Genomic DNA, 13,199 nt, shown 5'->3' on the forward strand with positions numbered 1-13,199 from the left:
AAAAGATAAAGTACAGAGAAGAAAGTTGTTTTTATTTTCACATGGGCATATTTAGAGAAAAAGATGCATACATAGTGATAGGAGGATTTGACAATGAAAACAATGAAGATTGAAAAGCATCTGTTTTATGCAGATGAAATAAAGCGTTTGCATACACTGCAGGCAAAAGAACAGCTGCAATATGATCAAGATGAAGATGGTATTCGGGCAACCGGGCCGCTGCATATTCAAGGCAGTTATGAAACAATGGATGGCAATATAATACCTTTTGAAGAAGAATTGCAAATGGATGTATTAGCACCTAGAGAAAAGTTGGGCACAATGCCTTTTGCTATGCAGGTGGAAGCATGTGAAGGGAAGATGGATGAAAATGGGATACTTGTAACAATACTCATGAACATTAGCGGCTTAAAAGAAGAAACAGAGAAACCACAGAAAAAAATTACACCACAGCCGGTAACGACAACACCAATTCCACAACGAGAACAAACACCAGTACCGGATACATCGAACAGCAATAAGCAAGATGAAGAAGAAGCACAAGAGATTATCACTACTCCAGAAAATGAACAACCGGAAACGGAAAAAACGACGGTTGATGAATTTGAAGATTTATTTGAGGATGCCGATACCACGTATACTTCTTATCGCATGATTGTCGCAAAACCCAATGATACGTATGCCAGTATTGCCAATCGTTATGAGGTGAAAGAAGCTGATTTACGTGCATGTAATCATAATAAAACGATTGAGGCCAAAACTTTAGTAATCTTACCATGATGATTCTATTTGGAATCATCTTTTTCCTTTTAAGGGGTGCTTGAACATGATACAAATTCGTCCTGTTTCTGACCTTGAAAATGAATTCCCAAAGATTGCAACCATTATCAACAAATATTTGGTATATCTTACAAGAATAGATATGGTGAATAGGCATATGAAGTCTGAAAGAATACGCAAGACTGACAGACAACATTGTGATGAAATCAGATGAGATTGAAATAATGATAGCAGTCGTACAAGAAGTGCGGTACTTGAAAAATAAATCCACAAGATTATCAGATTGATTATAAAAAAACGGTTGAAATGCAGAAAAGTTTTGTTTATAATAAGTGTACATACGCTGAAGAGAAGGAGTACATGTTATCGGAAATACAGAGAGCTTTTGGATGGTGTAAGAAAGCATGAGGATACATGGAAGGTAGTCTTGGAGTTGATATTCTGAAAAGTGCAGTAGGAATATTCGGGTTGGCACATCGTTATTCGTGCTGTAGAGGCATATAAAAGTATGCGAAGTAAGGTGGTACCACGTTCATCACGTCCTTATACAGGACGTTTTTTTTATGGAGGGAGATGAGCATATGCAATTGTCAATGCCAGAAAAAGAAACCTCTCGTCTGTATCTGCGTGGTATGGAGGAAGCGGATGCCTGTGATATTTATGACTATTATCGGCAGGCTTGCGTAACGCAATTTCTTACCTTTCCCCCACATCCTGATGTAGAACATACATTGCACATTCTTAAAGCGTTTTATTTGCCTTATGAACGCCGAGGAGAACCGCAAGCTTGGTGCGTGCTTGATAAACAAAGGGGAAAGGTCATCGGTCATGTGTGTTTCCATGCATTGGAGGATGATACGGCACAGCTTGCTTATGTCTTACATCCAGAGTATTGGGGTCATGGCTATATAAGGGAGGCTTTACTTCCATTGCTGGAAGTTGGCTTTACACAATTTGGCTTGCGACGCATAACCGCAATGGTGGCGTATGAAAATAAGCGAAGTGCCAAGGTTTTAGAAGCTTTAGGTTTTCGTCTAGAAGGAATATGTAAAGAAGCAATGAAGTTAAGTGATGGCATCTATCACGATATGATGCTATATGCAATATTGAAAAAAGAATGGAGGAAGCTATATGAACAAAACACTTGATGCGAAATATGATCATCACAAAGTTGAACAAGAACACTACAAGACATGGGTAGAACAAGGCTATTTTACAGCAGGAGATAAAACAAAAGATCCTTTCTGTATCGTGATCCCACCACCTAATGTAACTGGGAAGCTGCACTTAGGTCATGCCTGGGATACAACGCTGCAAGATATTGTTGCTCGTTATAAACGTTTGCAAGGCTATGATATGCTGTGGCTGCCGGGAATGGATCATGCCGGTATTGCGACACAAGCAAAAGTTGATGAACGATTAAAAGGGGAAGGAATTTCCCGTTATGATATCGGGCGTGAAAAATTTTTAGACAGAGCTTGGGAATGGAAAGAGGAATATGCTTCTACGATTCGTAAGCAATGGGCAAAGATGGGTTTATCCTTAGATTATACAAGAGAGCGCTTTACGTTGGATGATGGGTTAAGTCATGCTGTTCGTAAAGTATTTGTGGATCTGTATAACGATGGTTTGATCTATCAGGGTGAGCGTATTATCAACTGGGATCCAGAAGCAATGACAGCTTTATCTAATATTGAAGTTATTCATAAAGAAATCGAAGGTGCCATGTATTATTTCAAATACAAGGTTGTTGAAACGGGAAAAGAATTAGTCATTGCGACAACCCGTCCGGAAACGATGTTTGCCGATCAGGCTATCTTTGTTCATCCGGATGATGAGCGTTATAAAGACATCGTTGGGTTGCATGCCATCAACACGGCAAATGGCGAAGCTTTGCCAATCATGGCGGATGATTATATTGATATGAGCTTTGGTACAGCAGTCATGAAATGTACGCCAGCGCATGATCCAAATGACTTTGCCTTGGCGAAAAAATACAATCTTCCTATGCCAATCTGTATGCATCCAAATGGAACGATGAATGATATGTGTGGTAAGTATGCAGGAATGGATCGCTTTGCTTGTCGGAAAGCATTAGTAGAAGATTTTGAAGCAGCCGGTGTCGTTGATCATATCGAAAAGCATATGCATCAAGTTGGACATTCAGAGCGTACCGGAGTAATCGTAGAACCATATTTATCAAAACAATGGTTTGTTAAGATGAAACCGTTGGCGCAAGAAGTATTAAAAAATCAGGAAATAGCGGAACAGCGTATCAATTTCTATCCAAAACGTTTTGAAAAGACATTCCATCAATGGTTGGAAAATATTGAAGACTGGTGTATTTCTCGTCAGCTGTGGTGGGGACATCGCATTCCTGCCTGGTATCATAAAGAAACCAATGAAATTTATGTAGGCATGGAAGATCCGCAGGATCAGGAAAACTGGAAGCAGGATGAAGATGTATTGGATACTTGGTTCTCCAGTGCTTTATGGCCGTTCTCAACTTTAGGCTGGCCGGAAAATACGGATGATCTGGCACGATATTTCCCAAATGATCTGTTAGTAACCGGTTATGACATTATTTTCTTCTGGGTTGCCCGAATGGCTTTCCAGACGCGTTACTGCATGAAGAATCGTCCATTCAAGGATGTATTGATTCATGGACTTGTACGTGATCCACAAGGCAGAAAGATGAGCAAGTCGCTAGGTAATGGTATTGACCCAATGGATGTCATTGATCATTTCGGTGTTGATGCATTGCGTTTCTTCTTGACGACGAATTCTACTCCGGGGCAGGATCTGCGTTACTCTGATGAAAAAGTCGAAGCAAGCTGGAACTTTATCAATAAGATTTGGAATGCCAGTCGCTTTGCGCTGATGCAGTTGGGAGATGCGTTCCATTTGGAGGATATCGATGTAAGCAATGCGTCAATGATTGATAAATGGATTTTAAAACGCTTTAATGAAGTATTGGAAAATGTTACGGAAAACATGGAAAAATATGAGTTTGCGTTAGTGGGTAATGAATTGTACAATTTTGTATGGGATGATTTCTGTTCCTGGTATATTGAATTATCCAAAGCTGGTTTACAGAGTGCAGATGCAACGGTGGTAACAGCAGCACGCTCTACGCTGGTCATTGTTTTACGTGGTATCGTACGTATGTTACATCCATTCATGCCATTTGTAAGTGAAGAAATCTATTTAAGCCTGCCACATGAAAAAGCAAGCATCAATTTGGAATGCTGGCCAACTAAAGTGGATGTTACCATGAGTGAAGACGAAATGGTAGCGGTAAAACAGCTGCTAACGATGATTGAAGCAGTACGTGCTATTAAGGTAGATTACAATCTGAAACCAAGTATGGATATTGAAGTTATCATTAAGGATGAACACGATGTGCTCATGCCAAGTGATGCAAACAGAAATGCCATCTTACAGAAGATGTGTCATGCGACCTGGATAGATAATGCCAAAGATGAAGAAATGGCAGTTCGTCCAATCTTGCATGGTACCTTGAATGTACCTTTGGCAGCTATTATCAATGTAGAAGAAGAGATTGCTAAACTAAGCAAAGAAGTGAAACGTTTGCAAGGAGAAATCAAACGTGGAGAAGGTATGCTGAGCAATCCAAACTTTGTGAATAAAGCGCCTGAGGCCAAAGTGAATGCGGAAAAGGAAAAGTTAGAAGGCTATAAAGCACAGTATGCAATTGTTGGAAAACAATTAGAAGAAATGGAAAAAAGACGTTAATTATTTAAGTGATTTAAAAAGATTTTTAGAAATAGGATTACTTCTGAAAATCTTTTTTTTGTATGGGTGACACAAGATATTCATACTATGATTCATATTTAGTAAGGTTAGAAAGACGCTATTCAGAAAAGTTGGTATACCATATAATGAAATACTACACGAATAGATAAGAGAAAATTTTATTGAATTATAACCATTGTATTTCATAGGTAAACATAAGATTTTAGGGATGGCAAAAGCAAATAAGATGCTTTTTTATAAGATGTAGACGAAAATATAGATAAAAAGTTATATTTTACGAATGAAAATTGCGATAATTGATAATAAAATAAAAAAAGTGATATATTTGTGATAAAATAATATCATATAGAAACCTATGTTGTAGGTTATATAAGGGGTAAACAATCGTTATGAAAGAAAATACGGAAGTCTATGTACAGTTGTTCAGTCACACGTATACGTTTTTACTGCCTTTACACAGTCTAAACATGGCTGCAATTGAAAAAGACTTACAATTACGAAAGGATCATGATGGTAATTACTACTTACAGGATCAATTCATCCGTATGTATTCTTTTTCTGCGCTCTTACAAGAACCTGCAGAAGAAGAATTGATTTGTTGTGTTTTAAAACAGCATGATCAACAAATGGTGTTACGTGTTCATAACGTAGGAGATGTAATTACTCTGACATCACCAATTCATGCTTTGCCCAAATATGTAAGAACGAAGGAAAACAGCTTTCTTGGTGGTTGTGTTTGCTATGCCGAACATGAAGTCGGTTATGTTATAGATGTGGAAAAATTATTTCACGATGTACAAGAAAGTGTGAGCCTATGAAACATAGAGCAGAAAACAGCAAGATTGATGCATTGACAAGAACCCTTAATATTGTTGCTGTAAAAAAAGAAATTGCTAAATATGGGAAAGCAGATGCAACCCAGGATACACTGTTTCTATTACATCATCATTTTACGAAAATGGCATTCACAAAAGTGAAGGAGGATCTTCGTCTGTGTGGTTTTTTGTTACATGCAGCGTTTCCCTATCCGACGTGTATCGCACGTGTGGGAAATGCGACCTTCTTTCTTTACCATCCAGGCTATCTTGATAAAGAACAGGTATTATCAAAATTGCAGTATTACGAGCATTTATTAAATAAGAATCAGATTTATAAAGATATGCAGGTAACTTGCGGAGTGTGTTATACAGATAGCAAAAGCTCCTTTGAAGAAATGTTGGAAAAGGCAGAAGGATCGATGCGGTATGCAAGGGCACACGATTTGCATCTATATATTGGTGAAGTAAGTGAACGTTATGAAGATACAAAGCCATATCCTCATGAGATAACTCCTTTTAAAATATCGCAAAAGGATGTAGATGCTTTCTTTATTTTTCAGATGTTAGAAATATTATATCAAAATGATACCATGCAGAAAGGCATTGATCAGGTGATAGATCATATCTGTGCTTATTTTAAGGTACACCATGTATATATCATGACGCGAGATGATCGAAACCGTGAATTCCATATCTCACATGAACATATTTTAAAAAAATCTTTAGTGATGAATGATAATTTAAAGAAAATGAGTTCATTTATCGGAGAACGATATCAAGAAGTCTTTGATGAAAATGGGATGATCGTATGTAATCGCATGGAAGAATTGAAACAATATGATGTTTTTATGGAAGAGCGCCAACGTTTACGTGGTGTCCATTCATTGATGCAACATATGCTGGTGGAGCATGGTGCTTATATCGGTTATTTGACTTTATTAGACTTAGAAAATGTGCGCATGTGGACATCTCAGCAAATGGCAACCTTTCATTATCTGTCACATATTCTATCTATGGCATTGCAGCAGGAACGACTAGAAAAAGAAAGTGAAGCCTTATCCCAATACGATCATTTGACGGATGCGTGGAAATTGGATCGCTTTAAACAGCAGGTAACTGAGGATCTTCAAGTATATGGGGAAGCAATGGCCTTATTAACATTGGATATTAAGAACTTTAAAATGATTAATACCGATTATGGATATACATATGGCAATCGCATTCTTGTAGCGATGGCGCAGATTTTACGTCAGATCATGGAATCACATGAAAGCTTTGTACGTATGAATGCGGATATCTTTGTTGTTTTATTACATTATGAATCACAAGCTGAGCTACAACAGCGAATTGAGGATATTATCCGGCGCATGGAACGTATGGCGGATACACAAAATTTGGCTTTTCCGATTATTTGCATGATTGGCGTCTATATGATCAAGGAGAAAAACATGCCATTGCCAAGCATGATTGATCATGCGAACAGTGCACGAAAAAAAATAAAGATGTATCATAAGAGCAGTTATGCCTTCTTTGACGATGCAGACGAAGCAAGTCATCGCAAGGAACATCATTTCATTCAAGACATTATTGCGGCTTTTCACAACAATGAATTTATTGTGTATTATCAGCCAAAGGTGCACATTCCAACACGTCGCTGTTATGGCTTAGAGGCTTTGATACGCTGGAAACGCGGTAATGAAATTATTGGTCCAGATACATTCATATCGCTTTTTGAAAAACATGGGTATATTGACGAATTAGATATGTTTGTATTAAAACAGGCCTGCATGCAAATCAATACATGGATCGATGCAGGTATTGAGCCTTTGTCCATTGCCGTTAATATATCAGGGGTTCATTTGCGTGATCCTGATATCGTTAATAAAATTGTCAATGTTTGTCAATATTTTGATATTCCCCGTAACTTGATTGAATTAGAAATAACAGAAAGTGTCATGCTGGAGGATATCGATGATGTCATGAAAAAAGCCATTGCGTTGAAACAGGCAGGCTTTAAATTGTCTATGGATGATTTCGGTACCGGTTTTTCGTCTTTAAGCATTTTGAAAAAGCTGCCGGTGGATATCATTAAGCTGGATCGAGAGTTTTTCCAAAAGGTAATGGATCAGCGGGAAAAAATTATTATTTCCAATGTGATCCATATGGCCCAACAGTTAAATATCAATGTCATCAGCGAAGGCATTGAAACGATTGAACATATTCGCTTCTTACAAGAAATCGGTTGTGAGGAAGCACAAGGCTTTTATTTCTCAAAACCGTTACCAATGGAAGAATTGGATAACATTTTGTGGACACCGTTTGAAATGGAGGAGTTGTGATATGGGCACCTATTTACATTTTTCCTGTGCATCTCATGAATATGCGATTTCTCAAGAATATGTGTATAAAATTGTTGCGTCAAATCATCAGACATTCCCCATACCGTTGGCCAAACGTTATAGTCAACAAATCTTATATGAAGATGGTGCCTGGTATGCACTTCTGGATATTGAAACATTATTTTTCCATACGGAAACAAAGGCAACATATTATATGATCATGAATAATTCTACGATTGCCCTGATGGTTGATACATTATTGGAACCAATGGAGCTAGCGGATACTTGTTGGCAGCCTTCAACAACACTGAAGGATACTTGGGCATATAAAAAGGAAAAAGAGATTTATTTGATTGAAGATATACTATTACAAAAGAGGATGAGTTGTTATGATTCAGATGACGGATAAAGAATTTGAAAATTTCTGCCGTGTAATGCAGGAGAACTATGGAATTGATCTTAAGAAGAAACGTGTATTAATAGAATATCGCATGATAGCAGAAGTAAAAAAGCGCGGTATGCATTCATTTCAAGAATTTTTAGATGCAATGGTCAAGGATGAAAGCAAAGAATTGCAATATACGATGATCAATCAGCTGACGACGAATTATACGTATTTCTGTCGGGAGATGGCGCATTATCACTATATTGAAACTGATGTTTTGCCCAATTTGGATAAAGATCTTAATGAGTTACGCATTTTAGTGGCAGGGTGTTCCAGTGGGCAAGAATGTTATACCTTATTGATGATGCTAGAAGAATATCGCTTGTTGCATGTATTGCCTTCGATTGCGATGGTTGGTTGTGATATTAACAATGCGGTATTACAAGAAGCAAGAAATGCTACTTACCCTATCAGGGCATTAAAAGAAATACCGGAAAGCTGGCAAAAACGTTATTTGCATATGGATGAAAACAATGAAAACTTCACGATATCGCCGAAATTGCAGGCGCAGGTGAGTTTTCAATTCCATAATGTCTTAGAACCTTTTCACACAGTGAAATATCAGATGATCATGTGTCGAAATGTCATGATTTATTTTGATGAGGCAGCTAGACGGCAGACAGTAAGAAATTTATGCAAGAATTTGGCAGTGCATGGATACCTTGTGTTAGGGCATGCGGAAGTTTTGATGGAGATACCCCAGGATATGGAATATTGTGGGCATTCCATTTATCGAAAAGTGTAAATACTTTGCATAAGAAAAGGGGTGAGAAAGTGGAAAACAACAGTTATCTTTTAGAAACTTTGAAAGAGTTTGGAAATATCAGCGGTGGTAATGCCGCAGCATCTCTTGCCTTGCTGATGGATACACAGGTATATTTATCAGTTAGCAAAGTGGATAAAATGACACAATTGGATTTAAAAACAAATGATCTAAGAGTGGAAGAACATATGATCAGTATTCTATTGCCATTTGACGGTGATATGGAAGGAATGTTGTTGTTTTTACTCAATCAGACCTTTGCCCAAACCTATTTAAAAAAGGTGATGCAACGGGATGTGTGTGCATATCAACTCCAAGAACAGGAATTAAAAATGTTAGAGGAAACTGCTAGCATTATGGCGAGTGCGTTTATGGAAGGAATTGCCTCGTATTTAAAATATGCTATCCGCATTCAGCAGCCAAGCATTACCATGGATATGAAGGGCTCCATCTTGAATGAAGTCTTAACAATGGCCGTACAGGATCAACATCAGGCGCTTCGCATTTCCCGAAGCTTCTGGGTGTCATCCTGTGAAACACCTAATGAGCTGATTTTTCTTGTTAAGGGAAACAGTGTTGATAAGCTATGCGCATCATTGGAGGTGAGTAGATGAAAGAAATCTTGGCAAAAGCCGGAGAAATCGTAGTTGGTGATCGTAATAGTATCATCACTGCTAAAGCACTTGGCTCTTCTTTAGGTATTTGCCTATATGATTCCTATGACCGTTGTGGCGGTTTTGTAGAATGTCTGTTACCTAAATGCACAAAGGATGAGCGTAGTTGTTATGTGGATGTCGGTATCCAGCAGCTATATGATCAAGTGACATCTATTTCTGAAAGTCACCAGCCTTTGATCGCGAAACTGATAGGGGGAGCAAGCTTGTTTCAGGGAAAGAATCAACAGCATGAAGATGATATCGGTCATCGAAACATCAAAATGGCCTATGATGTACTGATGCAGCTGCATATACCTGTTGTGGCTGCGGATGTCGGGGATACCTTTGGAAGAACATTGCACTTTCATTTAGATGATGGAAATGTGTATATTGAGACAAAACGAGATTTTATATATCATATCTAGGAGGATGACAAATGCAAAAGTTAAGAAGTATGAAAATATCAAAACAGCTGATTCTGACATTTGGTATCACTGTAATCATGTTTTTGAGTATTATTGTTACAGCTTTATATAGTGCGGCAACGATTTCCGATAATTATACAGATTTTTATGAAAAATCATTTGAAGTGGTAAAGACAAGTATGTCTACCCGCATTAAGAATATGGAAACGGTGCTTGCCGTAACCAAATCTTTGGCATATCACGACAAAGAAGAACAGGCCGCATTAAAGAAAGAAATTATGGAAAGTGTTACGGTTGTTGAAGAAAATTTAGGGCAGATGGACATGATGGATGATGCCTTAGTATCGGATGCAGAAGTCAGTAAGTTAACATCGGCATTAAATGAATTAAAAAATAATCGAGATAAGGTTTTAGATTTAATTGAACAGGAAAAATATGATGAAGCATCGAAGCTTTATCAGAATAAATATGAAGCTAGTTCCATAAAAATGCGAAATGAATTATCAAGTTTAGAGGCGAAAGTGAAAAAAGATGCTGCTCAAGCCTATAGTGATGGAAAATCAACCATTTCGAGAATGATGATCTTTATCGCTCTTACTTCAGTTATCATGGTGATCTTCCTTATTGCCATGTGGATTTGGGTATACCGTAATATCTCCCATCCAATCATTGAAATAAAGAAAGCAGCACGCGAATTATCAGAAGGCAATTTAAGAACAGAGATACAATATGAAAGTGGAAATGAACTTGGCGAATTGGCTGACAGCATGCGAGAAACAGTGAAAACTTTATCGTATTATAGTGATGAGATTGCCAAAAGTATGCGAATGATGGGCAATGGCAAATTAAATTATCGCAGTAATGTTAAATTCAAAGGGAACTTTATTGAACTTGGTACGGCTTTGGATGAGATATCAGAGCTGTTAAGCAATGCCATTATGAAAATCAGCACCAGTGCTGAATTAGTATCTGGGGGTGCTCAGCAAGTATCGAATGGGGCACAAATTCTTTCTCAAGGAGCCAGTGATCAAGCAGGCTCTATTCAGGAATTGGCTGCCAATATCAATGAATTATCACAAAGTGTAAAAAGCAATGCTGATGATGCTATCGTTGTTAGCGAATATGCGAATAATTTGAAGAATCAGATCATGGAAAGTCATGAACAAATGGAAAATATGTTAAAGGCAAATCATGAAATTAATGAAAATTCCAGCAATATCACAATGATCGTAAAAGAAATTGAAGATATTGCATTCCAAACCAATTTATTAGCTTTAAATGCTGCGGTTGAGGCTGCCAGAGCAGGAGAAGCAGGGAAAGGTTTCTCAGTGGTTGCGGCAGAAATTCGTAATCTTTCAGCGAAAACAACAGAAGCTAGTAAGTTGACCAGTGAATTGATTCGTAAGACAAGTCTATCGATCGAAAGCGGTAGTAAAATGATGGATAAAACATCTATAACATTACAAAATGTCGTAGAAAATGCACAACAAGTAACGGCCAATGTCGAGCGTATCAGTGATGTCAGCGTGCAACAATCAAAGGCGATTAGCCAAGTACGTCAAAGTATTGAACAAATATCTGAAATCGTTCAAGGCAATTCAGCTACATCAGAAGAAAGTGCAGCAGCCAGTGAAGAATTGGCAGCGCAGGCACAGGTGCTTCGTGAATTAGTTAATGATTTTGAAATATAAGAATATGGATAAGGAAGGTAGAAAATTTATGACAAAAAGAATACTTATTGTAGATGATGCTATATTTATGCGAACCATGTTGAAAAACATCCTTACGAAGGATACGGCTTATACCTATGATATCGTAGAAGCCAAAGATGGTGTAGAGGCGATAACTTTTATTGATGAACAGGAGTTTGATTTGGTATTAATGGATATTACGATGCCCAATATGGGAGGTATCGAAGCATTAAAAATAATAAAAGAAAAAAAGGCGAAATTACCGGTTGTCATGTGTTCGGCTATGGCTCAGGAAGCAATGGTAGTGGAAGCTATCCGTATTGGCGCTACCAGCTTTATCGTTAAGCCTTTTAATGCAAATGATGTTATTGAAGTTGTGCATAAGATCGTGCAGGAAGCTGTGTGATGATGTATGCTGAAAAATTATTCAGATCTTAATGCCCTGGCACGCGATGCCTTGCAAGAAATTGGTAATATCGGAACAGGAAACGCATTAACCGCGTTATCGTCTATGATTCATCAGACAATTCATTTACAAACACCTGCTGTACGTATTGTTCCTTATCAGGATGCTCAGGAATTATTAGGTGGCGCACAGACGGTAAAGGTAGGCATTTTAATTGAAACAAGTGGTGATATGAATGGAATCTTTATGTTTTTGTTAAATGAGACATTCACCCGTCAATTATTAGAAGGTGTATTAGGTAAAAGTACGATTGATCTTCGTGAACCTGATGAAATGTCACAAAGTGCTATTTGTGAAATTGGTAATATCATGTGCTGTTCTTATATAAATGCCATTGCTTCTATGACAGGCATGCAGATACATGTATCGGTTCCATCCTCATGCACAGACATGGCAGGCTCCTTGCTAAGTGTACCAATGATACATTTTGCACAAATGGGCGATGAGCTATTGTTTATTGAAAATTGTTTCCGTATTAATGCATGTGATTTTGTCAGTCATGTATTATTTCTACCAGAGCTTTCCTCTATTGAACACTTGTTGGAAAGATTGGGAGTTTCCTAATGCAAAAGAAGGTCATAGGAATTGGCGCTGCAGCGATAGGCAAAGAAGATGATGTTTTAATTTCCTATGCACTTGGTTCCTGTGTGGGTATTTGCTTATATGATCCTGTCGCCAAAATCGGTGGTATGGTTCATATCTTGTTGCCGGATAGCAAGTTAATACCTGATAAGCCAGATGTTTATCGTTATGCGGATACAGGGATTACGGCTTTATGTACAAAGATGCAGATAAAAGGGGCAGTGCGATCACGCATGTATGCGAAAGTTGCAGGAGGAGCATGTATGTTCGCCAGTGAAATCAGTACGAATATTGGCAAACGCAATGTGAATGCGGTTCGCCAGATCTTACAAAATTTAGCAATCCCTATCAAAGGGGAAGATGTCGAAAAAAACTATGGTCGCTCTATCTGGTTTTATTGTAGTGATGGCCTTGTCAAAGTGAAGTCCGCAAGAAATATCAATATAGAAATATAAGG

General features: G+C 37.9%; 13 protein-coding genes and 1 other annotated feature. All 13 genes read left to right on the plus strand.

Annotated features, from left to right (window positions below; genetic code table 11):
- The first annotated feature begins 93 nt into the window (after nt 1-93).
- On the plus strand, nt 94-780 hold the full coding sequence (locus KJS44_RS05740) for a LysM peptidoglycan-binding domain-containing protein (RefSeq protein ID WP_008688948.1): 687 nt from the start codon (nt 94-96) through the stop codon (nt 778-780).
- Between the two features lie 334 nt (nt 781-1,114).
- Nucleotides 1,115-1,328, plus strand: a binding site (T-box leader).
- A 33-nt stretch (nt 1,329-1,361) separates the two neighbouring features.
- A complete protein-coding gene (locus KJS44_RS05745; protein WP_226896757.1) occupies nt 1,362-1,928 on the plus strand; it encodes a GNAT family N-acetyltransferase in 567 nt (188 codons plus the stop codon).
- Entirely contained in the window at nt 1,912-4,536 is a 2,625-nt protein-coding gene (locus KJS44_RS05750) for a valine--tRNA ligase (protein WP_008688944.1), read from the plus strand. The genes KJS44_RS05745 and KJS44_RS05750 overlap by 17 nt, the downstream gene beginning before the upstream one ends.
- A 410-nt stretch (nt 4,537-4,946) precedes the next feature.
- On the plus strand, nt 4,947-5,375 hold the full coding sequence (locus KJS44_RS05755) for a chemotaxis protein CheW (RefSeq protein ID WP_008688943.1): 429 nt from the start codon (nt 4,947-4,949) through the stop codon (nt 5,373-5,375).
- A complete protein-coding gene (locus KJS44_RS05760) occupies nt 5,372-7,714 on the plus strand; it encodes a putative bifunctional diguanylate cyclase/phosphodiesterase (RefSeq protein WP_008688942.1) in 2,343 nt (780 codons plus the stop codon). Before KJS44_RS05755 ends, KJS44_RS05760 begins: the two co-directional genes overlap by 4 nt.
- Before the next feature lies 1 nt (nt 7,715).
- Nucleotides 7,716-8,123, plus strand: a complete 408-nt coding sequence (locus KJS44_RS05765; RefSeq protein ID WP_008688941.1) for a chemotaxis protein CheW — start codon at nt 7,716-7,718, stop codon at nt 8,121-8,123.
- Entirely contained in the window at nt 8,104-8,904 is an 801-nt protein-coding gene (locus tag KJS44_RS05770; RefSeq protein WP_008688940.1) for a CheR family methyltransferase, read from the plus strand. Before KJS44_RS05765 ends, KJS44_RS05770 begins: the two co-directional genes overlap by 20 nt.
- Before the next feature lie 29 nt (nt 8,905-8,933).
- Complete coding sequence (locus tag KJS44_RS05775) at nt 8,934-9,536, plus strand: chemotaxis protein CheC (RefSeq protein ID WP_008688939.1); 603 nt, start codon at nt 8,934-8,936, stop codon at nt 9,534-9,536.
- Nucleotides 9,533-10,003: a chemotaxis protein CheD gene (locus KJS44_RS05780; RefSeq protein ID WP_008688938.1), complete on the plus strand. Its 471-nt coding sequence runs from the start codon at nt 9,533-9,535 to the stop codon at nt 10,001-10,003. The genes KJS44_RS05775 and KJS44_RS05780 overlap by 4 nt, the downstream gene beginning before the upstream one ends.
- 11 nt (nt 10,004-10,014) lie before the next feature.
- On the plus strand, nt 10,015-11,694 hold the full coding sequence (locus tag KJS44_RS05785; protein WP_008688935.1) for a methyl-accepting chemotaxis protein: 1,680 nt from the start codon (nt 10,015-10,017) through the stop codon (nt 11,692-11,694).
- A gap of 28 nt (nt 11,695-11,722) precedes the next feature.
- A complete protein-coding gene (locus tag KJS44_RS05790; protein ID WP_008688932.1) occupies nt 11,723-12,100 on the plus strand; it encodes a response regulator in 378 nt (125 codons plus the stop codon).
- A 6-nt stretch (nt 12,101-12,106) separates the two neighbouring features.
- Nucleotides 12,107-12,724: a chemotaxis protein CheC gene (locus KJS44_RS05795; protein ID WP_008688931.1), complete on the plus strand. Its 618-nt coding sequence runs from the start codon at nt 12,107-12,109 to the stop codon at nt 12,722-12,724.
- Nucleotides 12,724-13,197, plus strand: coding sequence for a chemotaxis protein CheD (locus tag KJS44_RS05800; protein ID WP_008688929.1), 474 nt, complete (start codon nt 12,724-12,726; stop codon nt 13,195-13,197). Before KJS44_RS05795 ends, KJS44_RS05800 begins: the two co-directional genes overlap by 1 nt.
- The last annotated feature ends 2 nt before the right edge of the window (nt 13,198-13,199 follow it).

Source organism: Longicatena caecimuris (genome assembly GCF_018406465.1).
GTDB lineage: Bacteria > Bacillota_I > Bacilli_A > Erysipelotrichales > Erysipelotrichaceae > Longicatena > Longicatena caecimuris.

Excerpts from the sequence above, each read along its gene's own strand:
- KJS44_RS05740 (WP_008688948.1), top strand. The coding sequence starts at position 94 with ATGAAAACAATGAAGATTGAAAAGCATCTGTTTTATGCAGATGAAATA.
- KJS44_RS05745 (WP_226896757.1), top strand. The coding sequence starts at position 1,362 with ATGCAATTGTCAATGCCAGAAAAAGAAACCTCTCGTCTGTATCTGCGT.
- KJS44_RS05750 (WP_008688944.1), top strand. The coding sequence starts at position 1,912 with ATGAACAAAACACTTGATGCGAAATATGATCATCACAAAGTTGAACAA.
- KJS44_RS05755 (WP_008688943.1), top strand. The coding sequence starts at position 4,947 with ATGAAAGAAAATACGGAAGTCTATGTACAGTTGTTCAGTCACACGTAT.
- KJS44_RS05760 (WP_008688942.1), top strand. The coding sequence starts at position 5,372 with ATGAAACATAGAGCAGAAAACAGCAAGATTGATGCATTGACAAGAACC.
- KJS44_RS05765 (WP_008688941.1), top strand. The coding sequence starts at position 7,716 with ATGGGCACCTATTTACATTTTTCCTGTGCATCTCATGAATATGCGATT.
- KJS44_RS05770 (WP_008688940.1), top strand. The coding sequence starts at position 8,104 with ATGATTCAGATGACGGATAAAGAATTTGAAAATTTCTGCCGTGTAATG.
- KJS44_RS05780 (WP_008688938.1), top strand. The coding sequence starts at position 9,533 with ATGAAAGAAATCTTGGCAAAAGCCGGAGAAATCGTAGTTGGTGATCGT.
- KJS44_RS05785 (WP_008688935.1), top strand. The coding sequence starts at position 10,015 with ATGCAAAAGTTAAGAAGTATGAAAATATCAAAACAGCTGATTCTGACA.
- KJS44_RS05790 (WP_008688932.1), top strand. The coding sequence starts at position 11,723 with ATGACAAAAAGAATACTTATTGTAGATGATGCTATATTTATGCGAACC.
- KJS44_RS05795 (WP_008688931.1), top strand. The coding sequence starts at position 12,107 with ATGCTGAAAAATTATTCAGATCTTAATGCCCTGGCACGCGATGCCTTG.
- KJS44_RS05800 (WP_008688929.1), top strand. The coding sequence starts at position 12,724 with ATGCAAAAGAAGGTCATAGGAATTGGCGCTGCAGCGATAGGCAAAGAA.